Here is a 25,196-nt window from a genome sequence, read left to right as displayed (position 1 = left end):
GCTCACAGCACCCGATCGGCACCGCGCAACCACCCGAAGAGCCCGCGCTTGCGCCGCGTCGCCGCCCCGGGACGACCGACCGGCACGCGCTTCTGCTCCGGTGCCTGGCCTTTCGGATACAGCGTGAAACCGCAGACCGGCAGGTCGCCGGGGGTGAGTCGGCCGGAAGCGGCCGGGGTCAGGTAGCGGAAACCGAGCCATTCGTCATTGGCGGCATCGGCGAAATCCGGTGGATCGAACGGCAGCGACTGGGGTTCGGGATGGTCCGAACCCCGCCACGGCACCGGATGCTCTCCCGCCCAGAAGGTGCGCTCCCACACCATCGGGAGTCCTTCGTTCTCGAGAATGTCCACCCGCGTGGAACTGAACGACCGCCGGAATTCGCCACGTTCCCAATGCGCGAACGCGCCCCAGTGCAGTGTCGTGTCGTAGGACACCAGGTAGGTGTGCTCGGAAGCGAGCGGGCGCACCAGCAGATCGGGCAGCTTCGTCGGATGGACCAGCGCGGCCTCGGCCGTACACACCACGGTCAATCCGGGATAGCACCCGATATAGACCTCGTCCCGATCCGGTGCGGCGCACCCGGCGAGCGTCCCGACCATGTGCGGCCGAACGTCGTGGTCGCCGTACAACTGCCCGGCCAACGCCGCCGCCGCGACAGGATCGGACTCGATAGTTCCGGTCAGCACCGCCACCGGATCAGGCGTATCGACATACCAGAGCGTAGAAGCCACTGTCCCGCCTCCCTGTCCCGCCTCGCTGTCCCGCCTCGCTTCCCGCCTCTCCGTGTATTCAAGCCAGACTCAGGTGGGTGGCTCGATGGCGTCGGCGGCTGACGGTTGGCGGACGTGGTACGTCAGTTCGTTCCCGGCGAGTTACCCATGTTCTTGCGAGATATGGCGACCGGGCCCGTGACCGTCCGCAAGCTTTCAGTTGCCGGAGCTACGGACGCCGAGCAGAACGTCTTCCCAGGACGGCATGGGCGCCTTGCCGCGCTTGGTGCGCGCGGGCTTCGGTGCGGGCTTCTCGGCTACCGGTTCCTCGGCGGGCTTGTCCGCTTGCGCCGCGGGCTGGCTCGGCGTGGCGGGAACAGCGGGCTTCGGGGCGGCGGGCTTGGGCGCGGCGGGGATCGGTGCGGCGGGGATGGGTGCGGCCGGAATCGCCGCCGTGCCACCGCCTGCGGCGACCTGACGCTGCTCGTAGTACTCGTCCACGTTCGGTGCGGGCCGGCTCTGCGGACGCGCCGCGGGCGCGGCGATCTGCTCGCGCGGACGCGGCTCCACCGGGGTCGGCGGTTCGAGCACCGGCGAGGCGGCGGGAACCGGCGTGGGCAGGATCGTCGCCAGCCCACGCAGCGCGCGGCCGAAGTCGGGATCGATCAGGTCGTTGGCCGGGTCGTCGAGCGGCGACACCGAGCCGCCGTGCGCGTCGGGCTGGTAGCGCCAGTGCGCGGCGATCTCGGAGTGACCGTGGCGCCACTGCAATTGGGCGACCCAGAAACCCTTCTCGTCTTTCCAGGCATCCCACTCAGCCTGTTCGATGGTGTGGCCGCGCTCGGCGAAGGCCGCCGTGACGATCTCGTGCAGCGTTTCCACCGAGGGGCCGTCGGGACGCACCGGGTGCGCCTTTTGCGCCAATTCGGCGGCGCGCGCACGCTCGAGCAAGACGGGGTAGGCGAATCGTTCGACTTTGGATTCCGGCATGCCGGACTCTGCCGTGACCTGCTCGACGGACGCTCCAGCGCGAATACGGGCCTGGATATCGCGAGGACGCATAGTCGCCTCCGTTTCGATCTCGATCTGGCCGAATCGTGCGAGGTCGCCGCGCGCCGCCGCGCGGAGCTTGTCGTCGGCGGGCAACCGGAACTTGGTACCGGACTCGGTGTCGCTGCACACGATGTGCGTGGAGTCGGGCGTCACCCCGATCACTCGAAGTTCACGCACCGTTACCTCCCTATCGCGTCGGCTACGACACCGCCCACTTTCCTAGACAGTAGTGCACATTACTTGGCCGCCGCAGCAGACACGCACGACTTAAATCGCGCACCAGCCGTGCCCAGGGGGCTAATCTGAGCGGCTCACCACCCGAATTCAGCTTGTGTGCAGGGGTTTTGGTGATAGATCAACATCAAATATCGATACCGAGATCTGTCGAAACTCGGCGAATATTGCGAATGTGTGCAGTCCGAACAAGAAGGGCCGGTGCGCGGCGAACCGAATGGGTTCACCGGGCACCGGCCCTATCGCGGTCTTATCTCAGAGCTGACCCACGACCCAGTCGATCGAACGGGTCAGCTGCGAAACATCTTCCGGGTCGATCGCCGGGAACATGCCGACGCGCAGCTGGTTACGGCCCAGCTTGCGGTAGGGCTCGGTGTCGACGATGCCGTTGGCGCGCAGGATCTTGGCCACCTGGGCCGCGTCGATCGCGTCGTCGAAGTCGATGGTGCCCACGACCTGCGAGCGGTGCGCCGGGTTCGACACGTACGGGGTGGCGAAGGAGCTCGACTCGGCCCACGAGTACAGCCGCGAGGACGAATCCAGGGTGCGCTTCACGGTCCAGTCGAGGCCGCCGTTGGCGTTCATCCACTCGATCTGGTCGGCGAACAGCAGCAGGGTCGCCAGCGCCGGAGTGTTGTAGGTCTGGTCCTTGGAGGAGTTGTCGACCGCGATCGGCAGCGACAGGAACTCCGGGGTCCAGCGACCCGATTCCTTGATCTCGGCGACGCGGGCCAGCGCGGCCGGGCTCATGATCGCGATCCACAGGCCACCGTCGGCGGCGAAGCACTTCTGCGGGGCGAAGTAGTACACGTCGGAGTCGGCGATGTTCACCGGCAGACCGCCCGCGCCCGAGGTGGCGTCGATGGCGATGAGGGCGTTCTCCGAACCGACCGGACGCGACACGGGGATGGACACACCGGTGGAGGTCTCGTTGTGGGCCCAGCCGATGAGGTCGACCGAGGGGTCGGACACGGGCTCGGGCGCGCTGCCCGGCTCGGCCTTGACGACGATCGGGTCGCCGATGAAGGGGTTGCCCTTGGCCACCGAGGCGAACTTCGAGGAGAACTCGCCGTTGGTCAGGTGCAGCGAACGCTCGCGGATCAGGCCGAAGGCGGCGGCATCCCAGAACGCGGTGGTGCCACCGTTGCCGAGCACGACCTCGTAGCCGTCGGGCAGGGAGAACAGCTCGCGCAGGCCGTTGCGCACGCGCGCGACGACGTCCTTGACCGGCTTCTGGCGGTGCGAGGTACCGAACACCGAGGCGCCGACAGTCACCAGGGACTGCAGCTGCTCCGGGCGGACCTTGGACGGGCCGCAGCCGAACCGTCCGTCGGCGGGCTTGAGGTCGGCGGGAATGGTCGGGAACGCACTGGTCATGGGGGCGAGTTTAGTGGTCGGCCGAAGCCCGTACGCGCACGGGGGCGGGGTCGGGAACCGGCTGTGAGACGGCCCACTCGTGTTCGCCGGGGGATCCTCAGGACACGCCGGTCATGAAGTCGACCAGCCCGAACGGCGCGCTGTCGCCGATGCACAGGTCGAGGATGCGGTGCGCGTCCGAGGCCGCCCTCGCGCTGCGGGGGAACAGGGCCGCTTCGTAGGCGGTGAGTGCCGCTTCCCGGTCGCCGGGGTGCGCGGCGAGCGCCGCGGCGAGTTCGGCACCGTCGAACATGGCGAGATTGGCGCCCTCGCCCGCGGGTGGCGCCAGGTGCGCGGCATCGCCGAGCAGGGTCACGCCGGGCACACGGTCCCAGCGGTGGCCGGTGGGGAGCGTGTTGATCGTGCGCGCGACCGGCGGGGTGTCGCCGTCGGTGATCAGTGCGGTGAGCTCGGGCGCCCATCCGTCGAATTCGTCCGCTACCCGAGCGAGCGCGGCGGTGGGGTCGGTGAAGTCGATGCCGTCGAGCCAGTCGGCGGGGCGGGCGAGTTCGGCGTAGGTGTGGATGACATCGCCCGCCTCGCGGTGCGCGGAGATGCCGTTGCCCGGTGCGAGCGCGAACATGCCACCGTCGCCGACCACCGCTGCCGCCGCCGGGTGCCGGTTGTCCACGTCGTAGAGGTAGGTCTCGACGAAGACGGCGCCCGCGTATTCGGGTCGCGCCGTCGAGAGCAGCGGGCGGATCCTGGACCAGACGCCGTCGGCGCCGACGAGCAGCTCGGTGCGCACGATCGAACCGTCGGCGAACGTCAGCTCGTGGTGGCCGTCGCCGAGAGCGGCGACTTCGGTCAGTTTCCGGCCCCACTCGACCGTGCCCGCGGGCAGGCTGTCGAGCAGGACGCGTCGCAGATCGCCGCGCAGGACTTCGGGCCGTCCGGTGCCGCCGTCGTCGGGCTCGTCGAGGAGCAGCTCCCCGTGGCGGTCGAGGATCCGGGAGGCCGCGCCGCCCTCGTGGATGATCGCGCGGAACTCGGCGGTGAGGCCCGCCGCGGCGAGTGCGAATTGGCCGTCGTGTTCGTGGATGTCGAGCTGGCCGCCCTGGGTGCGAGCGCCCGCCGACGGCTCGGCCTCGTAGACCGTCGCGGCGATGCCGTGGACGTGGAGGACTCTGGCGAGCGTGAGGCCGCCGAGGCCGGCGCCGATGATCGTGACCGGTGTCGTCATAGCGATTTCCTTTCCGATTCTGGAACGGCGTTCCATCAACCTAGTTTGGAACGATGTTCCAGAAGTGTCAAGATGGTGTGCATGGCGACACGTCCCCCACGGGCCACCCGACGCAGCGACGCGCTGTCGAAGCAGCGGATCGTGGACGCCGCGATCGAGATCCTCGACGCCGGTGGCGAGCGCGCGCTCACGTTCCGTGCACTGGCTTCGCGTCTGGAGACCGGCAGCGGGGCGATCTACTGGCATGTCGAGAACAAGAGCGATCTGCTCGCCGCCGCGTCCGGCGGCGTCATCGCCCGGGTCCTGGCGAGCTCGGACGACAGCGCGGAGCCCTTCACCGCGATCCGTGCCGTCGCGCTCGGGATGTTCGACGCGATCGACGCCCATCCGTGGGTGGGCGCCCAGCTCGTCCAGGAGCCGTGGCAGCTGGCGATGGTGCAGATCTACGAGCGCGTCGGCGCGCAGTTGCGGATACTCGGCGTCCCCGAACCGTCGCTGTTCACTGCCGCGTCGGCGCTGGTGAACTACATCCTCGGCGTCGCCGGGCAGAACGCGGCGAACGCTCGACTCGCTGTGCACGAGGGCGACCGCTCGGCGTTCCTGCGGTCCGTCGCCGCCCGCTGGACACAGCACGACCCGGCGGAATTCCCGTTCGCCCATCAGATCGCCGAGCAGCTGCGCGAGCACGACGACCGCGAACAATTCCTCGCCGGAATCGACTTCGTTCTCGCCGGGATCGCCGCCCTCGGCTGACCGCGTGGATGCGGTGAGTGCGAGGAATTTGCCCTTGTGCGAAGGGCGTTCGCATTACCCTTCTGCCATGAGCCTCGTTGTGGCCGACTCGGGTCGGACCCTGCTCGACCGGTGTGTGTGGGCCTTCGGCCGGCGGCCGGGGTTGCTGTCCGAGGGAGCGCGGCGGGAACTACTGATCAGGGGGCTGCCCGCGATGGCGAGCGTGCTGTCGATACGGACGCGCCGGGGGGAGGGTGGCTATCGGTTCAGCGTGCGGGTGTCGGTGCCGGGGGAGCTGGCCTACGACGCGCGGGTCCGGCAGCGGGTGCGTAGCCAGGACCTGGAGTGGATGCAGACCGGCGACGTGGTCGGCTGCCGGGTGGACCCGGGGGACCGGGAGCGAGTGGTGCTGTTCGTGCCAGAGGCGCCGGAGTCGGGGCGCAAGGCCGCGGCCAAGATTCTGGCCAATGGGCGGCGAGCGGAGGCCATCGTGCTCGCGGTGGCGCCCATCGCGGCGGATTACACCGGACGCGACGATCCGGTGCTCCGGCTCGATCTCGAGATGCGGGCCTGGGACGAGCCGTTGCCGTGGCGGGTGCGGTTGATTCAGCCGGTGCCGCTCGCGGCGGTCGGCCAGATCGAACTCGGAACGCGCTTGGAGGCGGCGTTCTTCACCGTCGACCGAGGGGCCTCTGTCGCGATCGATTTCGCGGCGTTGACGCGCTGAGCGCGCCGGCCGCGTGACGCTGCGCGGGCGGCGTCCGCTACAAGTGGACGAACGTGAAACCCGCTGCGCGCAGGGCCGGTAGCGCCGCGGCCATTCCGGCCGCGGTCCCCGATCGGGGACGGTGCAGATGCGCGAGCGCGATACCGCCGGGAGTGGCCGCGCTCATCGCCCGCTGCACCTGTGCCGCCGATGCGGTTGCCCCGAAGTCGGCATTGACGGTGAAACCCAGTGGGGTCTCGCCCAATTCGTTCACGATCGCGACCGCCACCTCGTCGTAGTGCGCGGTGCCCGCGCGAAAGAACCGCGGCGCGCGGCCGGTGAGCTCGATGATCCGCTGGTGGTTGTCCCAGACCTCGTACGCGGCCTCCTCGGCGGAGGCGGTGCCCGCAACCTTGTAGGCGGACCGGCCCGACACCGAGAGCGGCTTGTGCGCGCCACCGTGATTGGCCAGTTCGAACAGCGGATTCGCCGCCAGTCGCTGGACCCGAGCCGGATCGGCGTCGACCCAGCGTTTGTTGAGGAACAGGGTGGCCGGGATCTGTTCGGCGATCAGCAGGTCGATCAGGGCCTGGTCGAGGTCACTGTTGCCGGGACCGCCGCACGCGTCGAACGTGAGCGCGAACCGCTTGCCGCCCGCGGGGAAGCCGCTGGTGATGCCGGGCAGATCGACGCCCCACTGATGCGGGACGGCGCCCGCGTGCCGGGCGGCCACCTGGGCGGGAAAGGGGGTCGGCAACGCCTCCGGGGTGGCGATCGGGTGCGCGCTCACCGGTGCGACAGACAGCCCATCGGTGCGACCGGTTGACTCGGGCGCGGTCGAATCGCCTTGTGCGACAGCGCATCCTGTGGCAGCCGCGGTGGTGAGAGCAGCGCAGGCGCCGAACAGCCGACGCCGCGACAAACCATTGCTGTGCACGATCCACCCCTCACGAACATGTTCGCTGGGATGTTATCGCCGAACCTGTCGCGGTGCTCGTCGAACACGTTCTAGCAGGTGAATCATTAGACACCGCAAATAGCTGAGAATGAACCGGGCGCCGAGATCGCGGCGCCCGGTTCGACGACTCAGTGCTGCGAGATGGTGGACCAGCCCGGAACCTCGTCCGGGGTGCGCGGGCCGGGCCCGGTGTAGATCGCGGCGGGGCGGACCAGCTTGCCCAGCTGCTTCTGCTCGAGGATGTGGGCACACCAACCGGCGGTCCGGCCACAGGTGAACATCGCGGGCATCATGTGCGCCGGAACCTCGGCGAAGTCGAGGATGACCGCGGCCCAGAACTCGACATTGGTCTCGATGGCGCGATCCGGGCGACGCTCGCGCAGCTCGGCCAGTGCGGCCTGCTCCAGCGCGGCGGCCACCTCGAAGCGGGGGGCGTCGAGGCGCTGGGCGGTGGCGCGGAGCACGCGGGCGCGCGGGTCCTCGGCGCGGTACACGCGGTGGCCGAAGCCCATCAGCTTCTCTTTGCGGTCCAGGATGCCCTTGACCAGCGCCCGGGCGTCACCGGATTGCTCGACGGCCTCGATCATCGGCAGCACGCGCGCCGGGGCGCCGCCGTGCAGCGGGCCGGACATGGCGCCGATCGCGCCGGACAGCGACGCCGCCACATCGGCGCCGGTGGAGGCGATGACGCGGGCGGTGAAAGTGGAAGCGTTCATGCCGTGCTCGGCCGCGGACACCCAGTAAGCGTCGATGGCCTCGGTGTGGCGCGGGTCCGGGTCACCCTTCCAGCGGGTCATGAACCGCTCGGTGACGGTGTCGCACTCGTCGATCTTGCGCTGCGGAACGGCGGGCTGGTAGATGCCGCGGGCGGACTGCGCCACATACGACAGCGCCATCACCGAGGCGCGGGCGAGGTTCTCGCGGGCGGTCTCGTCGTCGATGTCGAGCAGCGGCTCGTAGCCCCAGATCGGGGCGAGCATCGCGAGGCCGGCCTGCACGTCGACGCGCACGTCACCGGTGTGTACCGGCAGCGGGAAGGGCTCGGCGGGCGGCAGGCCGCGACCGAACTCACCGTCGACCAGCAGGGCCCACACGTCGCCGAACGTCACCTGATCGGTGACCAGATCCTGGATGTCGACGCCGCGATATCGCAGGGCGCCACCGTCCTTGTCCGGCTCGGCGATGTCGGTGGTGAAGGCCACCACGCCTTCCAATCCGCTGACGAAATCCTGTGGTACCGAGCTGGTAGTCATGGTGACTCTCCTTGCAGGGGCATGCCGATATTTCTGAACCCTAGACCCGGACATACCGCGGAGTAATCTCGCCCCTATGCGTGACCTGGACCCCGCCGCGACCACCGCGCCCGACCTCGCCGCGATGCGTGTCGACTACGGCAATCCCCTGATCGTCGCTGCCACCGAACCCGATCTCGACGAGACCTGGGTGGCCGGTGGCTGGGAACCGTTGCTGCGCAGCTGGATCGAGCAGGCGCGCGGCGCCGGAGTCGCCGAACCCAACGCGATGGTGCTGGCCACGGTCTCGCTCACCGGCCCCGCCCCGCGACCGGTGGCGCGCACGGTCCTGTGCAAAGGACTCTCGCCCGAGGGCGTCACCTTCTATACGAACTACGACTCGGCCAAGGGCGCCCAGCTCGCCGCCGACCCGTACGCGGCGGCGAGTTTCGTCTGGCCCGCGCTCGCCAGGCAGGTGCACGTGCGCGGCGTGACCGAGCGGGTGTCCGCCGCGGTGACCGCGGCGTACTGGGCGGCGCGGCCGCGGGAGTCGCGGCTGGGCGCGTGGGCTTCGCAGCAGTCGCAGCCGGTGGCCACGCGGGCCGAACTCGATCGCGTGCTGGCCGAGACGACGGCCCGTTTCGCCGATGTCGACGACATTCCCGTGCCCCCGTTCTGGGGCGGTTACCTGCTGCGACCCGACGAGGTGGAGTTCTGGCAGGGTCGGCGCGGCAGGCTGCACAACCGCATCGTGCTGCGGATCGACGGGAACACCACAACGGTCCAACGTTTGCAGCCGTAACGCGCGGTGGCCTATGTCACTGCGCCTAAACATGGGATGACCGGGCCGCAGTGGCTAATCTGCGCTGAGTGAAGCTGCTCGCCGACACCGAACCCCTGCGTAATCGCGACTATCGCAGACTGTGGACGACCAATATCGTCACCGTCATCGGCGCTCAGCTCTCGGTGGTCGCGGTACCGCAGCAGATCTTCCAGATCACCGGCAGTTCCGGCTACGTCGGGCTGGCCGGTTTGTTCGGACTGGTTCCGCTGGTGGTGTTCGGGCTCTGGGGCGGCGCGCTCGCCGATGTGATGGACCGGCGCACCCTGCTCGTCATCACCACGGCGGGCACGGGCCTGACCGCGGTCGCGTTCTGGGTGCAGGCCGCGCTCGGGGTGAACAATGTGTGGCTCGTCCTCGGGCTGTTCGCCACCCAGCAGGCGTTCTTCGCGGTCAATCAGCCCACTCGTAGCGCCCTGATCGCCCGGTTGCTGCCGCCGGAGCTGATGGCCTCGGCCAGTTCGCTGAGCATGACGGTGCAGAACGTCGGCATGATCGCGGGACCGGTGCTGGCCGGTGTCCTGATCCCCGTGATCGGGTTGCCGATGCTGTATCTGATCGACTCGATCGCCCTGCTCGCGACGCTGTGGGCGGTGTGGCGGCTGCCCGCCTTCCCGCCGACTGGCGAGCAGCGCCGGGCCGGGCTGCGCGCCGTACTCGACGGATTCCGCTATCTCGCGGGTCAGCGCATCCTGCTCGCGTCGTTCGTCGTCGACATCATCGCCATGGTGTTCGGCATGCCGCGCGCGCTGTTCCCGCAGATCGCGCACGAGACGTTCCACGATCCGGCCGAAGGCGGGGTGGCGCTGGGCCTGTTGTTCGCGGCCATCGCGGCGGGATCGGTGATCGGCGGCGTGTTCTCCGGGTGGATACCGCGGGTGCGCAGGCAGGGGCTGGCGGTGATCGTGTGCATCGCGCTGTGGGGTGTGGCGATGGTCGGCTTCGGGCTCGCGGTGGGGTTGGCCGGGCACTGGTTCGGACTGGGCGTGTGGCTGTGGATCGCGGTGGCCTTCCTGGCGTTCGGCGGCGCGGTCGACATGGTCTCGGCGGCGTTCCGCACGGCCATGTTGCTCAATGTGTCCACCGACGAGATGCGGGGACGGTTGCAGGGCGTGTTCATCGTGGTCGTCGCAGGTGGGCCGCGGATCGGTGACGTTGCCCACGGTTTCGCCGCGGCGAGCATGGGTACTGCTGTAGCGGCTGCCGGTGGCGGCGTACTGGTGGTGATCGGCGTGGTGCTCGCCGCGCTGGCCTTCCCCGCCTTCGTGCGCTACCGGGTCACTCGTGCGCACTCCGCCGTGGCTGTGAATTGACTTGCGCGGCAAGGGGATTCGGGAACCGGATCCGTGTGCTCGGCAATCGTCGGGCACCGCCGCGCTGATGGTGTGGAAAACGGGATCGGCGCAGGTCCCCGGCCCTGCGCCGACCTCACCGCCGCACGTGACCGGTGTGAGAACAGGACAGGACAACCCTGATTGCTCGTCCTGACCGAACAACAGCTAGCGTTAGCGCAAGCGCACCTGTGCCGACCGCACCGGTGCCTACGGTTCTAGCCTGAGAGGGATCCTTCCGTGCCCGCTGAGAACATCACCAACGTCACCGAAGACGCCAAGGCGGTACTCCAGTACCCCGGTGGCGAGTTCCCGATCTCGGTCACCAAGGCCGCGGAGGGTAACGACGGGCTCGACTTGGGCAAGCTGCTGGCCAGCACCGGTTACGTCACCTATGACCCCGGTTTCATGAACACCGCGTCGACCAAGTCGGCCATCACCTACATCGACGGTGAAGCGGGCATCCTGCGCTACCGCGGCTACCCGATCGACCAGCTGGCGGGCCGCTCGACCTTCATCGAGGTCAGCTACCTGCTCATCTACGGCGAGCTGCCGACCCAGGCCCAGCTCGACGACTTCACCGATCGCATCCGTCGCCACACCCTGCTGCACGAGGACCTGAAGCGGTTCTTCGACGGCTTCCCGCGCAACGCGCACCCGATGCCGGTGCTGTCGTCCGCGGTGAACGCGCTGTCGGCGTACTACCAGGACTCGCTGGACCCGCGCGATCCCGAGCAGGTCGAGCTGTCGACCATCCGCCTGCTGGCGAAGCTGCCGACCATCGCGGCGTACTCGTACAAGAAGTCGGTCGGTCAGCCGTTCCTCTACCCCGACAACTCGCTGTCGCTGGTCGAGAACTTCCTGCGGATGACCTTCGGTTTCCCGGCCGAGCCCTACGAGGTCGACCCCGAGGTCGCCGCCGCGCTCGACATGCTGCTGATCCTGCACGCCGACCACGAGCAGAACTGCTCCACCTCGACCGTGCGCCTCGTCGGCTCCTCCGACGCCAACCTGTTCACCTCGGTGTCCGGTGGCATCAACGCGCTCTGGGGCCCGCTGCACGGCGGCGCCAACCAGGCCGTGCTCGAGATGCTCGACGAGATCAAGGCCAACGGCGGCGACGTCAAGGAATTCATCCGCAAGGTCAAGAACAAGGAAGACGGCGTGAAGCTCATGGGCTTCGGGCACCGCGTCTACCGCAACTACGACCCGCGCGCGACGCTGGTCAAGCAGGCCGCCGACAAGATCCTGTCGAAGATCGGCGGCGACGACCAGCTGCTCGACATCGCCAAGCAGCTCGAAGAGGCCGCCCTCACCGACGACTACTTCGTGTCGCGTCGTCTGTACCCGAACGTCGACTTCTACACCGGCGTCATCTACCGGGCCATGGGCTTCCCGACCCGCATGTTCACCGTGCTGTTCGCGATGGGCCGGCTGCCCGGCTGGATCGCGCACTGGCGTGAGATGCACTCCGAGCCGCTGAAGATCGGCCGCCCGCGCCAGATCTACACCGGTTACGGTGAACGCGACTACCGCGCGATCGACAACCGCTAGTTTCGATCCGCCGTTGTCGGCAACTTTGTTGGGTACAGCAATCTATCGAAGGGGATAGCCCGCATGACCAAGCCGGAGATCGAATTCCAGGAGGGCCCCGCGCCCACCGAGCTCGTCATTACCGACCTCATCGAGGGCGAAGGCAAAGAAGCGGTGGCCGGTGGCACCGTCGAGGTGCACTACGTCGGCGTCGAGTTCGACAACGGTGAGCAGTTCGACTCCTCCTGGGATCGCGGCGAGTCCCTCACCTTCCCGCTGCGCGGCCTGATCCAGGGCTGGCAGGACGGCATCCCCGGCATGAAGGTCGGCGGCCGTCGTCAGCTGGTGATCCCGCCGGACCTCGCCTACGGTGCCGCGGGCGCGGGCCACGCGCTCTCCGGCAAGACGCTGGTCTTCGTGATCGACCTGCTCAACGCGAACTGATCTCACCGCATTTCGGCCCGTGCCTCCTCAGGGAGGCACGGGCCGTTGCTGTTTCAGGGGTAAGGCACCCGCCTCGCGAGCCGCGGGGTAATGTGCCCCGCGTATGACGGAGCCCAACGGCTCCCGTGTGATTCGTTTCCAATGCGTTGTCCATGACAGTGACTTGTTCGATTCGCCCGGGGCCGGGTTCTTCGGGAGTTTCGGGAGGGAGATTCTCGATCATGTTCCAACACAAGGTTGTTCGCCGTGCGCTGGCCGTGGCGCTGCCCATCGCCGTGGCGGTGAGCGTGGCCGGGGTCGCGTCTGCGGAGGTCGACCAGCAGACGCAGTACGCGGCGGGATTGTCGAGTGCGGGGCAGGGCTACCGCACCACGGTCGCACCGGACCTGCGCACCGTAGCCGCCTCGGTGGAGGAGGGCCGGTTCCTGCTCGCACCCGACCGGGCCCGGGTCATCGTCGAGTCCGCGACCGGCGATCCGATCGGGGAGGTCCCCACCTCGTTCACCACGGTCAGCGGCAATGTGATCGCCCTGGCGACCGAGATCGCGGCCGACGGGCGAAGCATGACGGTGACACCGCGGCCCACCGCGGAGGCGAGCGACGAACTGAAGACCATCGCGACCACCCCCACCGCGCAATTCCCCGACCCGGTCCAGAACGCCGCCGCCATCGGCGCAGGCATCGGCGCGCTCGTCGCCGCCGTCGTGTGCATCCCGATGATCACCACGATGATCCTCTACCTGCCGTGCGTCGGCCTGGTAGGTCTCCCGAACGCGTTGATCGGCGCGTTGATCGGCGCCGTGGTCGGCGTGGCCGCACCGCACATCATCCCGCAGGTCCTGCCCTGACCCTGAAAACCCCTGCGGCCCGGTCGAAACCGACCGGGCCGCGTTGGTTCAGCGAGTGAGCTCGGCGAAGGCGATGTCCCCGACGATCACGTGTTCGAGCCGGAGTAACCCGTCGCGGTGGATCTGGTGGAGCCGATACTCGCGGGCGTGCGCGTCGAGCCGGAACTCGAGCACCTCCGCTATCGCGAATTTCGGGTCGAGCATGACGACGAGGTAGAGCGGAATACCGACTCGCGCGTACTGCGCCTTCTTGTCGAGCAAGTCCTCGGCCGCTGTCGACGGCGACGACACCTCGACCACGATCAGTGCGTCGCCTGCCTCCGGCTTGTCTCCCGGCTGTTGCAGGCATCGGTATACCGTGACATCGGGACGGCGGAAGGTGAACTTCAGAACCCGCCAGAGCACCACGTCGATGTCGGTCTCGGCGCGGATGCACGGTTCGGTGCTCGGCAGGTCTTCCATGGCGCCTGCGAGGCGTCGGGCGATGCGGTTGTGCTCAGGTGACGGTGATTCGCAGAGGATGACGTGCCCGTGCACTACCTCGATCTCCCTGGAGACGTCCTCGGGGAGCTGACGGTACTGCTCTTCCGTCATCTGATGGGGTAGCGAGTCCACGGCCTGGATCGTCATGGGCCGAGCTTACCGACCGTGTTGCCGCCTCGACACTGTTCGTCGACGACTACCGAAGGCGGTTGGTGGTGGGGTCACTCCCGGACGACTTCGACGGGGTCGGTGAGGGCGAGGGCGAGGGCGGATTGCTGGGACTGGCCTCGTGGGGGGAGGGCCTCGAGGGCCTTGCCGGTTTGGGTGTTGAGGTTGCCGACGATGTTCTGCAGGGCGCCGACGCCGCCGGTGAGTTGTTCGACGGCCGAGAGGAGTTGGGCGCCGCCCTGCTCGGCGAGGGTGGGCAGGCCCTTGGCGAGTTCGGCGCCCTGGGTGAGCTGGTCGCGGGCGCTGTTGAGGCGGGCCACGACGGTGCGCAGGAGGGTGCCGAGGTCGGTGTTGGGATCTACTGCGGCGCCGGTCAATTCGCTGAGGCCGTCGAGTTGGGTGCCTGCCTGGGTCGATACGCCGCGTAGCGCTTCGAGTTTGGTGATGATGTCGGCGAGCTGCGGGTCGCCCGCGAAGGGGAGGGCTTTGAGCAGGGGCAGGATCTGGTCGAGGCCGGAGCCCATGGCGGCCGCGCTGGATTGGACGCCGGCGATGGTGACGCCGGTGGCGCCGAGGGCATCGGCCAGCTGGTTCGCCTGCTTCGCCGCGCCGTCGACGGTCTGGTTCAGCAGCTCGATCGCCGAAGTGAGTTGGCCCGCACCCTCTTTCGCAAAGTCGAGGAACCCGAGCATCTGCTCCGCACCGCCACTGAACTGGCTCGCACCGTCGGCGGCGGCGTTCACGCCCGCGCTGAGCAGCTGGGCGGTGAACTGGACCGAGGTCATCTGGTTGCGTGCCTGCGAGACCGCGGCCAGCGCCGCGTCGACGCCGGACGCGCCGATCCGGTGCGTCACCACATCGACCGCGCCGTTCACCGTGTTCGTGTCGGCGCCGTCGTGGGTGGCGACGGTCACCCTGGCGCGCTTGGGTTCCGGGGTGGCGAGGGTGGCCATCGACGCGGTGAGGTCGGCGGGCAGGGTGATCACGGCGGCGTAGTCGCCCGCGTCGATCTCACCGGGCTTCGCGACAGTCCACTCATAGCCACCCGCATCCTGCACCGCCTTGGCCACACGCTCGCCGGTCGGCCCGGAATCAGCGTTGACGAGCGCGATCCCGGTCGGTGCGGCATCCTTGCCGGAACAGGCGACAGCACCGCCCGCCAGCGCGAGGGCAGTGGTGAAGCAGAGCAGGCGAGCGCGTTTGTCGATCACATCGGCGACGGTATCCCGGAGTTCGGTGCCGGACGTGGGAGATGTCTGAGAGTTCGTTGAGGAAGGGCTGTTCGAGGGTAGCTGTCGGTATGCCGGTCAAGTACTGCGCGCGATCGCCGATCGATAGCTACCTGTTCAAACTATGTCTTGTGTCACAACATATTCCGCAACACCGTAGTGGTTCGGTACAACTCTCGAGTCAATCGACATCGAGATTTTTTCGATTCGTCCGGGGGGTTCGGGGATTCTTCGGAAGCATCGGGAGGGAGAACCGAACATGTTCAGCCACAACATCACTCGCGCGGGTCGCCGTGCGGTCTTCGCCGCACTGCCGCTGGTCGTCGCGGCGTCGCTCGTCACCACGGGCACCGCGGCCGCTGACGTCACCGTCGCGCGTCAGGCCGAGATCGCCGCCGGGCTGGCAGGCGAAGGCGCCGCCGACGGCGTCGGCTACAAGACCACCGTCTCGCCGGACCTGCGCACCGTCTCCGCAACCGTCGACAACGGCCGCTTCGTGCTCTCGCCCGACTCCACCAACGTCGCGGTCATCTCCGCCACCGGAGACAAGGTCAGCGAGCTGCCGCTGACGTTGACCACCGTCGGTGGCAACAACATCGCGCTGGCTTCGGTCGTCTCCGAGGACGGCCGCACGCTGCAGATCGCCCCGCAGCTGTCCGCCGCCACCACCGACGAGCTGAAGAGCATCGCCACCAACCCCGAGGCCGGTAACCACGACCCCGTCCAGAACGGTGCGGCCGCCGGTGCCACCATCGGCTTCCTGACCGCGGCGATCCTGTGCATCCCGGGCCTGGCCGCGTTCATCATCGGCTACTTCCTGTGCGCGTTCACCTCGGGTGTCTCCTTCGCGATCACCGGCGCGGTGCTCGGCGCGGTGATCGGCCTGGTCATCCCGGAGTCGATCCCGCAGGTTCTCCCCTGATTCCAGCTTCAGTCGCTGGTTGTTAACTGTGCGGTATTCTCGCGAGTGTCTTCACCCCGCGCCGATCAGGCGCGGAACTCACGAGAGTGGAGGTTCGATGTCCGACACCGACGATGTCAAGGCCAAGGCCAAGGCCGAGGGCGAGAAGATCGAGGCGGAAGCGAAGAAGGCAGCGGCCAACGTGAAGGAAGCTGCCGAGCGCGCGGCGGGCAGAGTGAAGGACGCTTTCAAGAGCGACAAGTAAGTAGCGAGCTCGGCCCCGCATCCACGGTCATCGTGGGTGCGGGGCTTTCGTGTTTCTACCGGGCCGGTCGCGCGGGCAGGTCGATGACGAGACGGGCGCCGCCGAGTGGACTGTCCTCGAAGTACGTCAGCCCGCCGTGCAACTGGGCCTGCTGGGCCACCAGCGCGAGGCCGAGGCCGGAACCGCCCTTGGTGGCGTTGGCGCCGCGGGCGAACCGCGCGAAGACCGCCTCGCGTTCGCCGGGCGCGACGCCGGTGCCGTTGTCGTCGACGGCGATGACGATCCGGTCGTGCGCGGTGCGATGCGCCGACACGACAGCGGCGGTGGCGCCGCCGTGCTTCACCGAATTGGTGAGCGCGTTGTCGACGGCCAGCCGCAGGCCTGCGGGCAGGCCCCGGGTCACCAGTTCGGCGTCGGTGTCGATGCGCACCGCCAGACCGGGGTTGTGGCGCATGGCGTCGTGGGCGGCCTGGTCGCACAGGTCGGCGACATCGGTGGGGACGTGATCGGTCTCGGCGGTGAGATCGCCGCGGGCGAGCCGTTCCAGCGCGGACAGGGTGGTTTCCACTCTGGTCTCGTTGCGGGCGAGGTCGTCGAGGATCTCGCGACGCTGGTCGTCGGTGAGGTCGAGGGTGCGCAGGACCTCGAGGTCGGTGCGGATCGCGGTGAGCGGGGTGCGCAGTTCGTGGGCGGAGACGGCGGCGAAGTCGCGGGCGGTTTCCAGCGCGGCGGCGGTCTCGGCCTGGGCCTGGTCGACGCGGGCCAGCATGGTGTTCACCGCGTCGGCCAGCTTCACCGCTTCGTCGACACCGGAACCGTCGACCGGGCGGTCGTGCTCGTCCGGCTCGCCGCCCGTGCTGCGGGCCGACACCTGCTTGGTCAGCTTCACGATCGGGCCGACCGCACGCCCGGCGAGCAGCCAGCCCAGCGCCGCCGCGGCCGCCACCGCGATCGCCGCGCCCGCGAGGACCCAGCGTTGCTGGTCGTCGGTGGCCTTGGTGGCCTCGGTGGTCGGAATGGCCAGCGAGACAGTGCGACCCGCGGGCTGGTTCTCGGTGGTGGTGAGTACCCGATAGGGCTGGTCGTTCAGCTCGACGGTCTGCGAGCCGGGCGGCAGATCCGGCAGCTGGGTCGAGCTCGACGCGGTCACCTGGCCGTCGTCGCGCACCGTGAGCGCCATGGTGTTCTGCAATCCGGTCAGGTTGACGAACCCGGTTGCCAGCACCGGCTCGATCAGCACGATGCGCGAAGCGATTTCCAGTTGCTGATCGGTTTGGGTGACATTATTGCGCTCGATTGCTTGAAAACCCACGAAAGCGGCGATCGTGACGATGATGACGGCGCCCGCCGCAGCCGCCCCCGCGACTCTTGTCCGGAGCGAAAACGATTGTCTGCGACGACGTTTCAGCGGTTGTTCGGAGATCATTTCGATTCCCGGAGTACGAAACCCACCCCGCGAATCGTGTGCAAAATCCGTGGCGTGTCATCTATTTCGAGTTTCCTGCGCAGGTATCCGACGAACACGTCCACCACATTCGTATCGGCTATGAAATCGTAACCCCACACCAATTCCAGCAGCCGTTCTCGCGTCAACACCACACCGGCATTCCGGGCGAGCGTCGACAGCAATTCGAATTCCCTTTTGGTGAGCTCGATTTCGCGCCCGTGCAGTAGTGCGCGATACCCCGCGACATCGACCAGCAACGGCCCGACCGTCAGCGCGCCGGGCGCCACGGGCTCGGGTGTGTCGGTGCGGCGGCGCAGCAGGGCCTTGATCCTGGCCACCAATTCGGCCAGCTCGAACGGTTTCACCAGGTAGTCGTCGGCGCCCGACTCGAGACCCGCGATCCGGTCGTCCACCGAAGCGCGGGCGCTGAGCACGCAGATGGGCACGTCATTGCCCATCGCCCGCAAGGCCGTGACCACCCCGGCACCGTCGAGGACCGGCATGTTCATGTCGAGGACCACCGCGTCGGGCGCCTGCTCGGCGACGGCGCGCAGCGCGGCGCCACCGTCGCGCGCGACCAGCACCCGGAAACCGGACAGTCGCAGGCCGCGTTCGACCGAGGCGAGAACGTCCTCGTCGTCATCGACGACGAGAACGGTAGAGGAAGTCACGTGGTGAGCTTATATTTCTGGCAACGCGGGCGCCGCGGGGTCTCGGCCTGGTGCCCTCGATCTTCTCTCCGGGCGGGCACTCCTTCGTCGCACCCTCTGGTCAGTCCGGATCGAGGCGGCCGAGACGCCCCTGCGGGGCTGCGAAGACCTCGGATGTCTACGGGGTCGGCGAGACTGGATCGTTGTCCTGTTCGGGGGTGGCCGTCGGCGTGATGCTGCCCAGTGGTGGGTTGGCGAGGATGCGGTCCGCCAGGGCGGTGAGGACGTGGGGGTCCTCGATGGTGGCGGGGGTTTCGACGTGTTCACCGGCGGTGAGCTGGCGGATCGTCTTGCGCAGGATCTTGCCGGAACGGGTCTTGGGCAGGCCGGTGACGATGATCGAGTCGTGCAGGGTGGCGATCGCCCCGATCTGGGCACGCACCCGGTCGTCGAGTTCGGCGCGCAACTGCTGCTGGTCGATCTCGACGCCCTGCTTGAGCACCACATAGGCCAGCGGGAGGCTGCCCTTGAGCTCGTCGGGCATGCCGATCACCGCGCATTCGGCGACGGCCTCGTGCCCGGCGATGGCGGCCTCGATGCTGCCCGCCGACAGGCGATGCCCGGCGATGTTGATCACGTCGTCGCTGCGCCCGAGGACGTAGAGATAGCCGTCCTCGTCGAAGTAGCCGGAGTCGCCGGTGAGGTAATGGCCGGGGAAGGCCGACAGGTATGAGCGGATGAAGCGATCCCGGTCGCGCCACAACCCGGTCAGGCAGCCGGGAGGCAGCGGCAGCCCGATGACGATGTTGCCCTCGGTCCCGGCCGGAACCGCGTTGCCGTTCGCGTCGAGCACGCGCAGCCGGTAGCCGGGCACCGGCACACTCGCCGAACCGGGCTTGACCGGCAGTTCCTGCACGCCGAGCGGGTCGGCGCAGATCGGCCAGCCGGTCTCGGTCTGCCACCAGTGATCGACCACCGGGGTGTCGGGATGATCGGCCAGCAGGGTGTTCGTCGCCCAGTCGAAGGTGGCCGGATCCAGGCGCTCGCCCGCGCAGAACAGCGCGCGCAGCCGGGACAGGTCGTGACGGTGGGCCGCGGTGGCGTCGGGGTCGGCGCGGCGGATCGCGCGCAACGCGGTCGGCGCGGTGAACAGCACCCGCACGTCGTGCTCGTCGACGATCCGCCAGAACGCGCCCGCGTCGGGGGTGCCGACCGGTTTGCCCTCGTAGAGCACCGTCGTCGCGCCGACCAGCAGGGGTGCGTAGACGATGTAGGAGTGGCCGACGACCCAGCCCACATCGGAGGCGGCCCAGAACACCTGACCAGGGCCGACGTCGTAGATATTGCGCATCGACCAGGCCAGCGCCACCGCGTGTCCGCCGTTGTCGCGCACCACGCCCTTCGGCTTACCGGTGGTGCCGGAGGTGTAGAGGATGTAGAGCGGATCGGTGGCGGCCACCGAGACCGGATCGGCGGGCGCCGCGCCGTCGACGCAGTCGTCCCAATCGACCCAGCGCGCGGCGACGGTCTGCTCCGAGGACGGCAGCACGTCGGTGGCGGGCAGGGCGGCCGGGAACTCGATCGTCGTGAACTGGGGCCGCTGCTTCACGATCACCGTGCGTACCGACGCGGTCTCGGCGAGATCGAGCGCGGCCATCACGATCGGCGGGTAGTCGATGCGGCGGTTGGGTTCCAGCCCGCCCGAGGCGGTGATGATCAGGACCGGCTCGGCGTCGTCGATGCGGGCGGCCAGCTCGGGTGCGGCGAACCCGCCGAACACCACCGAGTGCACCGCGCCGATGCGGGCACAGGCCAGCATCGCGATCACCGCTTCGGGAATCATCGGCAGATAGATCACCACCCGATCACCGGCCACCACACCGAGATCGCGCATGGCTCCCGCGAACTCGGCCACCGCGTCGAGCAATTCGGCGTAGGTGTAAATCGTGGTGGTGTCCGTCATAGCGGAGGCATATATGAGGGCGGGTTGATCGGCGTGTCCACCCTGGTCGACAGTGCCCGCTCTGACGTGGCGGTCGAGGGCGTTCACGCAGGTATTCAGGCGGGCATCGGGGAACCACCGGGCCGACCGCTTATCGGCGGCATCGACGATCTGCTGCGGTTCGACATCCCACTCGATGCCCTGAGCTGCGGCGGACCAGAAGTCGGCTGGGTCGACCAGGCTGGTCTGATAGACCGGCCGGTACTCGTGTTCGGTGTCCAACCCCGTGACTCCCTAGCCTCGCTTCGATGCCCGCTCGATAGATCCAGATGATTGTGGCAGACTTCACGCGACACCCGAGGGGGTGCCGCGACCTTTGGTTTTGCCTACAACGGGCTGGTCATCGAGCGGACCTCTACCGGGAGTCAGCCAAGAAGTTATTGATCCGTTAGAATCCGATGTCACTTATTCGGGCAGTCGTAGACGCAATTTCTCGGCCAGCCGTAGTTCTCGGCCAGCAGCCACTGGCGAGCCACCATCGCGCCTGTGGAGGTTCGCCTCAGGCGTACGGTACGAGGCCAGTTTGGAAAGTGAGTGGGAGATGCGTGACGCCGCTAGGTCCGGCAGCAAACGCTGGGCGCTCGGCAACTGGGACCTGCGTTGGAAGGTTACGGCCGTGCTTGCCGTGCCACTCGCGGTCGCGGTCGGGCTCGGCGTGTCGAGAATTACCTCCGAGTTCTCGGAGGCCAACCGGCTCTCCAGTATCAACGAGCAGGTAGACACGATTCCGACGGTCACCGCGCTGAGTGCAGGCACGGCGAAGGTGGCCGGCAGTCAGTTGGTGCCGGCCGGTCCGGGGGTCACCCTGGTCACCGACAAGGACCTCGCCGATCTCGACGCCGCCGTCGCCGCGGCCGAGACCTCGCTCGGTCGGCTGACCGATCTGCCTGCCGCGCACGGCGCGCTGGAGCGGATGGTCAAGCAGGCCAAGAACGTGCGCGCGCAGGGTAAGGCGCTGTCGACGTCCGCCGAGCCGGTGCTTTCCGGGGTCGAGCAGATGACCCAGGACAGCGTCAGCATCGTGGAGTCCACCATCGCTCAGGTGAGCGATCCGGTGATGGACACGGCCAAGCTGCGTCTGGTCGACTCGCTCAACACGCGTTCGGTGCTCGTCGACGAGCTCGCCGGTCTGGCCGGGATGCTGCGTGGGCAGGACACGGGGGCGCAGACCTTCCTCACCGGTGTCGCGACCGAGAGCCATCTGCTCGACGTGCTGTCCAACCGCTTCCCCGACGGGGATCGGGTGATCGCCGACCTCAAGGCTCAGGCCGATATCCGGGCGAACCTGATCAGCAGTCCCGAGGTGTCCGCGGGCAAGCTGCCAGTCGGCGACTTGCGTACCTCGCTCTACTCGAGTCTGCAGGCCTACGAAGGCGTCGTGAACGAGGCCACCAAGGCCATCGAGGTCTCGATGGACGAGCTCACCGATGCGGCCGCCACCGGTGCCTGGACCTATACCGCTGTCGTCATCGCGACGATCCTGGCCGCGCTGCTGCTCGCCGTGTTCGTCGCCCGCTCGATGATCGTGCCGCTGCACCGCCTCCGGCTGGCCGCGCTGCGCGTCGCCGAGTCCGATCTGCCGCACGAGGTCGCCCAGCTGCGCAACGGTGCCGCGCCCGAGGACGTGCCGCTCGAGCCGATGCCGGTGCGCTCCGACGAGGAGATCGGCCAGCTCGCCCGCGCCGTCGACGACATCCACGGTCAGGCGTTGCGTCTGGCCAGCGACCAGGCGCAGATGCGTTCGCAGGTCAACGACATGTTCGAGACGCTGGCCCGCCGGTCCAAGTCGCTCGTCGACCATCAGCTCACCCTCATCGAGGCGATGGAGTACGACGAGAAGGACCCGCGCCTGCTCGAGAACCTCTTCCGGCTCGACCACCTCGCCGCGCGCATGCGCCGTAACGGTGACAACCTGCTGATTCTCGCGGGTACCAAGCAGCGTCGCACCAAGTCGGCCCCGGTCGAGATCGCCGACGTGCTGCGTGCCGCGATCTCCGAGGTCGAGGACTACGAGCGGGTCAAGCTCGGCGCCACACCGCGTGGCTCGCTGGTCGAACCGGCCGCCTCCGATATGGCGCACCTGTTCGCCGAGCTGCTCGACAACGCGCTGCGGGCCTCCCCGCCGGAGACCGACGTCAAGTTCACCTTCGCCCAGGCACACGACCAGGGTCTGCTGATCGAGGTCGCCGACCGCGGCATCGGTATGCCGCCTGCCGAGATGTCGGAGATCAACCACCGGCTCGAGCAGACCGCGGAGCCCGGTCCCGACACCGCCCGCCACATGGGTCTGTTCGTGGTCGGCCGGCTGGCCGAGCGCCACGGTCTCACCGTGCGCCTGCGTCCGACCTTCGATACCGCGCGCGATCCGGGCGTCACCGTCACCGTGCACGTGCCGGTCGGCCTCATCGTCGCCGGTGCCGGTGGCCCGGTGGTGCCGCCGCAGCAGGTGCAGCAGCAGAACGCGCCCGCACCGCAGCAGCAGCGACCGAACCCGCAGCAGCAGCAGCCGAGCAGCACCATGCAGACCCGCGCGATCACCCGCACCCCGGGTGGCAACGTGATGGTCACCGTGGATCCCGGAACCAGCGGGCCGCCGGCGGGTGCCGGTGGTGGGCTGCCGCAACGTCAGCCGGGCAACTCGATGGCTTCGGGCGTGGCCCAGGACGCGAACGAGCAGTCGTCGCCGTCGCTGCGTCCGCCCGCGCCGGGCCAGGGGAACGTGCCGCAGCGCGGCAAGCTCGCCGCGGCGAACCTACCCAAGCGCAACCTGGCGCCGGGTGGGCCGCAGCGTCCGCCCGCCGGGCCGGGCCAGCAGGGCCCGGGTGAGCAGAAGCCCGGTGGGCCGCCGCAGGCCGGTGGTGGGCTGCCGCAGCGTCAGCCGGGTGCGAACGGCGCGCCGTCGCGGGATTCCGCGCAGTCGCCGCGTGACGCGGCACCGCCCCAGCGCGATATGGCACCGCCGCAGCGCGATTCGGCACAGACGCAGCGGGGGAGCACCCCCGGTGGGTTGCCGCAGCGTTCGCCGGGCGCCAATGGCGCCCCGCAGCGTGATCCTTCGGTCGGTCTGCCGCAGCGCGATCCGTCGCCGCGGCTACCGCAGCGGGAGCAGACCGGCGGACTGCCGCAGCGTGACCCGGCAACGGGTCTGCCGCAGCGCGATCCGTCGACCGGCCTCCCGCAGCGGGAACAGACCGGTGGCCTGCCGCAGCGTGACCCGGCAACGGGTCTGCCGCAGCGCGATGCCGCGAACGCCCAGCGCGATCCGGCGCAGTCGACCGGGTTGCCGCAGCGTGGTCAGGGCAGCGCTGCGCCGCAGCGTGATTCCGAGCCCGTGCAGCGTGACCCGTCGACCGGACTCCCGCAGCGGGGCAACGCCTCCGGTGGCCTGCCGCAGCGTGATCCCGCGCCGCGCCTGCCGCATCGGGATCAGTCCGGTGGTTTGCCCAGGCTCGATCAGACCGGTGGTCTCCCGCAACGTGAGCAGACCGGTGGCCTGCCGCAGCGTGATCCGTCGACCGGCCTACCGCAGCGGGACCAGACGGGCGGTCTGCCGCAGCGCGACCCGTCCAACGGCCTCCCGCAGCGTGAGCAGACCGGTGGCCTCCCGCAGCGTGATCCGTCCAATGGTCTGCCGCAGCGTGAGCAGACCGGTGGTCTGCCGCAGCGTGATCCGGCCAACGGACTTCCACAGCGTGCCCAGCCCGCCCGTCCGGCCAATGGTCTGCCCCAGCGCGCAACCCCTGCGCCGCAGCAGGATTCGGCCGACAACGGTCTGCCCCAGCGCGCTCCGGCCGCGGGTCAACCGCAGCGGGACGCGCCCAACGGCCTGCCCCAACGCGCGGCTGCGCCGAATGGGCTGCCGCAGCGCGATCCCGGGGCTAGTGTTGTACCGCAGGCGAACGCCGGGCCAGGAGTGGCTCTGCCGCAACGGGATCGGGACCCTGCGGGGCCGGATAACGCTGCGTCGGCAGGGCGTGATCCGGGTCGGCACAGCTTCCGGTCCAATCCGGTCAAGGCTGCGTCGTTCTTCCAGACCAGGTTGCAGCCGGCACCGGAAGGTGATTCCGTGATGGGCGGAACGCCGATCTTCGCCGAGATGATGTCGGCGTGGCTCACGGACGAGAATTCCGACCGGAACCAGATGGCTGCCGCCTTCGAATCACCGGGTGACGAGGGTTGGCAGGCTGCACGCGCGGCCAGCGAAGCTCAGTCCGAGGTGCGTACCGCCGCCGGCTTGCCTCAGCGCAGTCCGGGCGGAAGGCTTGTGCCGGGTGGTGTGAGCGGCACCGCTGATCGCACCCCGCAGCAACGCGATCCCGCCACGATCCGGAACAGCCTGAGTCGTCACCAGCAGGGTGTCCGGGATGGCCGCGCAATGAAGGCAATGAACCTAACCGGAGATAAAGGAGACCGATGAACCCCGATCTAGGTGGTACGAACCGTCAGCTGGATTGGCTGGTTTCGAACTTCGCCAACGAGGTTCCTGGCGTAGCCCATGCCGTCCTGGTCTCGGCTGACGGACTGTTGATGGCCGCGAGCGCTCAGCTCCCGGTCGACCGCGCAGAACAGCTCTCCGCGGTGACCGCCGGACTGGCGAGCCTTTCCGTCGGCGTGTCGAATCTGTTCGAAGGCGGTACGGTACTCCAGTCCGTCGTGGAGATGGAGCACGGATACCTGCTGCTCATGGCAGTCGGCGACGGCTCCTACCTAGCGGTCCTGACCAACACCTCGTGTGACATCGGTCAGGTCGGCTACGAAATGGCACTTCTGGTCGAGCGCGTTGGCCAGACGGTCCAGGCCACCCCGCGCGTCACGATGGGTTCCTGA

22 protein-coding genes are annotated in these 25,196 nt (G+C 68.6%); 11 read left to right on the top strand and 11 right to left on the bottom strand.

The window, feature by feature from the left end:
* Positions 1-2 precede the first annotated feature (2 nt).
* The 4 genes from ACFQ9R_RS12170 to ACFQ9R_RS12155 all read right to left on the bottom strand — a co-directional run bounded on the left by ACFQ9R_RS12170 (position 3) and on the right by ACFQ9R_RS12155 (position 4,599).
* Positions 3-734, bottom strand: a complete 732-nt coding sequence (locus ACFQ9R_RS12170) for a DUF6928 family protein (RefSeq protein WP_378990501.1) — start codon at positions 732-734, stop codon at positions 3-5.
* A 195-nt stretch (positions 735-929) separates the two neighbouring features.
* Positions 930-1,943 (bottom strand): septation protein SepH, encoded by a 1,014-nt coding sequence (gene sepH / locus ACFQ9R_RS12165; protein WP_378990500.1) that lies wholly within the window; start codon positions 1,941-1,943, stop codon positions 930-932.
* Positions 1,944-2,255: 312 nt separating this feature from the next.
* Entirely contained in the window at positions 2,256-3,377 is a 1,122-nt protein-coding gene (serC, locus tag ACFQ9R_RS12160) for a phosphoserine transaminase (RefSeq protein WP_378990499.1), read from the bottom strand.
* 97 nt (positions 3,378-3,474) lie between these two features.
* Positions 3,475-4,599: an FAD-dependent oxidoreductase gene (locus ACFQ9R_RS12155; protein WP_378990498.1), complete on the bottom strand. Its 1,125-nt coding sequence runs from the start codon at positions 4,597-4,599 to the stop codon at positions 3,475-3,477.
* 81 nt (positions 4,600-4,680) lie between these two features.
* Here ACFQ9R_RS12155 and ACFQ9R_RS12150 point away from each other — a divergent pair, with 81 nt between their 5' ends.
* Positions 4,681-5,352: a TetR/AcrR family transcriptional regulator gene (locus tag ACFQ9R_RS12150; protein ID WP_378990497.1), complete on the top strand. Its 672-nt coding sequence runs from the start codon at positions 4,681-4,683 to the stop codon at positions 5,350-5,352.
* Positions 5,353-5,419: 67 nt separating this feature from the next.
* A complete protein-coding gene (locus tag ACFQ9R_RS12145) occupies positions 5,420-6,058 on the top strand; it encodes a hypothetical protein (RefSeq protein WP_378990496.1) in 639 nt (212 codons plus the stop codon).
* Positions 6,059-6,095: 37 nt separating this feature from the next.
* Here ACFQ9R_RS12145 and ACFQ9R_RS12140 read toward each other — a convergent pair whose 3' ends face one another.
* Positions 6,096-6,827, bottom strand: a complete 732-nt coding sequence (locus ACFQ9R_RS12140; RefSeq protein ID WP_378990495.1) for a polysaccharide deacetylase family protein — start codon at positions 6,825-6,827, stop codon at positions 6,096-6,098.
* Positions 6,828-7,123: 296 nt separating this feature from the next.
* Positions 7,124-8,248: a citrate synthase 2 gene (locus ACFQ9R_RS12135; protein ID WP_378990493.1), complete on the bottom strand. Its 1,125-nt coding sequence runs from the start codon at positions 8,246-8,248 to the stop codon at positions 7,124-7,126.
* Positions 8,249-8,324: 76 nt separating this feature from the next.
* Here ACFQ9R_RS12135 and pdxH point away from each other — a divergent pair, with 76 nt between their 5' ends.
* The 5 genes from pdxH to ACFQ9R_RS12110 all read left to right on the top strand — a co-directional run bounded on the left by pdxH (position 8,325) and on the right by ACFQ9R_RS12110 (position 13,224).
* On the top strand, positions 8,325-9,029 hold the full coding sequence (gene pdxH / locus ACFQ9R_RS12130) for a pyridoxamine 5'-phosphate oxidase (RefSeq protein WP_378990492.1): 705 nt from the start codon (positions 8,325-8,327) through the stop codon (positions 9,027-9,029).
* A gap of 68 nt (positions 9,030-9,097) precedes the next feature.
* Complete coding sequence (locus ACFQ9R_RS12125; protein ID WP_378990491.1) at positions 9,098-10,381, top strand: MFS transporter; 1,284 nt, start codon at positions 9,098-9,100, stop codon at positions 10,379-10,381.
* A gap of 258 nt (positions 10,382-10,639) precedes the next feature.
* Positions 10,640-11,953 carry a citrate synthase gene (locus ACFQ9R_RS12120; protein ID WP_101464504.1) on the top strand — a complete coding sequence of 438 codons (1,314 nt, stop codon included), beginning with the start codon at positions 10,640-10,642 and terminating at the stop codon, positions 11,951-11,953.
* 63 nt (positions 11,954-12,016) lie between these two features.
* Entirely contained in the window at positions 12,017-12,376 is a 360-nt protein-coding gene (locus ACFQ9R_RS12115; protein WP_378990490.1) for an FKBP-type peptidyl-prolyl cis-trans isomerase, read from the top strand.
* A 221-nt stretch (positions 12,377-12,597) separates the two neighbouring features.
* Entirely contained in the window at positions 12,598-13,224 is a 627-nt protein-coding gene (locus ACFQ9R_RS12110) for a hypothetical protein (protein ID WP_378656463.1), read from the top strand.
* Positions 13,225-13,272: 48 nt separating this feature from the next.
* Here the strand turns inward: ACFQ9R_RS12110 and ACFQ9R_RS12105 are convergent, their stop codons facing one another.
* Positions 13,273-13,854: a Uma2 family endonuclease gene (locus ACFQ9R_RS12105; RefSeq protein ID WP_378990488.1), complete on the bottom strand. Its 582-nt coding sequence runs from the start codon at positions 13,852-13,854 to the stop codon at positions 13,273-13,275.
* 74 nt (positions 13,855-13,928) lie between these two features.
* A complete protein-coding gene (locus ACFQ9R_RS12100; protein ID WP_378990487.1) occupies positions 13,929-15,086 on the bottom strand; it encodes a hypothetical protein in 1,158 nt (385 codons plus the stop codon).
* A 277-nt stretch (positions 15,087-15,363) separates the two neighbouring features.
* On the opposite strand from ACFQ9R_RS12100, the gene ACFQ9R_RS12095 reads away from it, so the two are divergent.
* Both ACFQ9R_RS12095 and ACFQ9R_RS12090 read left to right on the top strand, forming a co-directional pair.
* Positions 15,364-16,026: a hypothetical protein gene (locus ACFQ9R_RS12095; protein WP_378632017.1), complete on the top strand. Its 663-nt coding sequence runs from the start codon at positions 15,364-15,366 to the stop codon at positions 16,024-16,026.
* Positions 16,027-16,123: 97 nt separating this feature from the next.
* On the top strand, positions 16,124-16,270 hold the full coding sequence (locus tag ACFQ9R_RS12090; protein WP_378990486.1) for a hypothetical protein: 147 nt from the start codon (positions 16,124-16,126) through the stop codon (positions 16,268-16,270).
* 55 nt (positions 16,271-16,325) lie between these two features.
* Here the strand turns inward: ACFQ9R_RS12090 and ACFQ9R_RS12085 are convergent, their stop codons facing one another.
* The 3 genes from ACFQ9R_RS12085 to ACFQ9R_RS12075 form a co-directional block, all read right to left on the bottom strand.
* Positions 16,326-17,582 (bottom strand): sensor histidine kinase, encoded by a 1,257-nt coding sequence (locus ACFQ9R_RS12085; protein WP_378990485.1) that lies wholly within the window; start codon positions 17,580-17,582, stop codon positions 16,326-16,328.
* A gap of 110 nt (positions 17,583-17,692) precedes the next feature.
* The gene (locus ACFQ9R_RS12080; RefSeq protein ID WP_101464499.1) at positions 17,693-18,388 is read right to left on the bottom strand and encodes a response regulator transcription factor; all 696 of its coding nucleotides are present in this window, start codon (positions 18,386-18,388) and stop codon (positions 17,693-17,695) included.
* 157 nt (positions 18,389-18,545) lie between these two features.
* Positions 18,546-20,591 (bottom strand): AMP-binding protein, encoded by a 2,046-nt coding sequence (locus ACFQ9R_RS12075; RefSeq protein WP_378990484.1) that lies wholly within the window; start codon positions 20,589-20,591, stop codon positions 18,546-18,548.
* A 319-nt stretch (positions 20,592-20,910) separates the two neighbouring features.
* On the opposite strand from ACFQ9R_RS12075, the gene ACFQ9R_RS12070 reads away from it, so the two are divergent.
* Together ACFQ9R_RS12070 and ACFQ9R_RS12065 are read left to right on the top strand one after the other, a co-directional pair.
* Entirely contained in the window at positions 20,911-24,786 is a 3,876-nt protein-coding gene (locus ACFQ9R_RS12070; protein WP_378990483.1) for an ATP-binding protein, read from the top strand.
* The gene (locus ACFQ9R_RS12065) at positions 24,783-25,196 is read left to right on the top strand and encodes a roadblock/LC7 domain-containing protein (RefSeq protein ID WP_011207200.1); all 414 of its coding nucleotides are present in this window, start codon (positions 24,783-24,785) and stop codon (positions 25,194-25,196) included. The genes ACFQ9R_RS12070 and ACFQ9R_RS12065 overlap by 4 nt, the downstream gene beginning before the upstream one ends.

The sequence above is a fragment of the Nocardia sp. NPDC056541 genome (assembly GCF_042794235.1).
Lineage (GTDB): Bacteria > Actinomycetota > Actinomycetes > Mycobacteriales > Mycobacteriaceae > Nocardia.
This window is presented reverse-complemented; position numbering and strand designations above follow the sequence as displayed.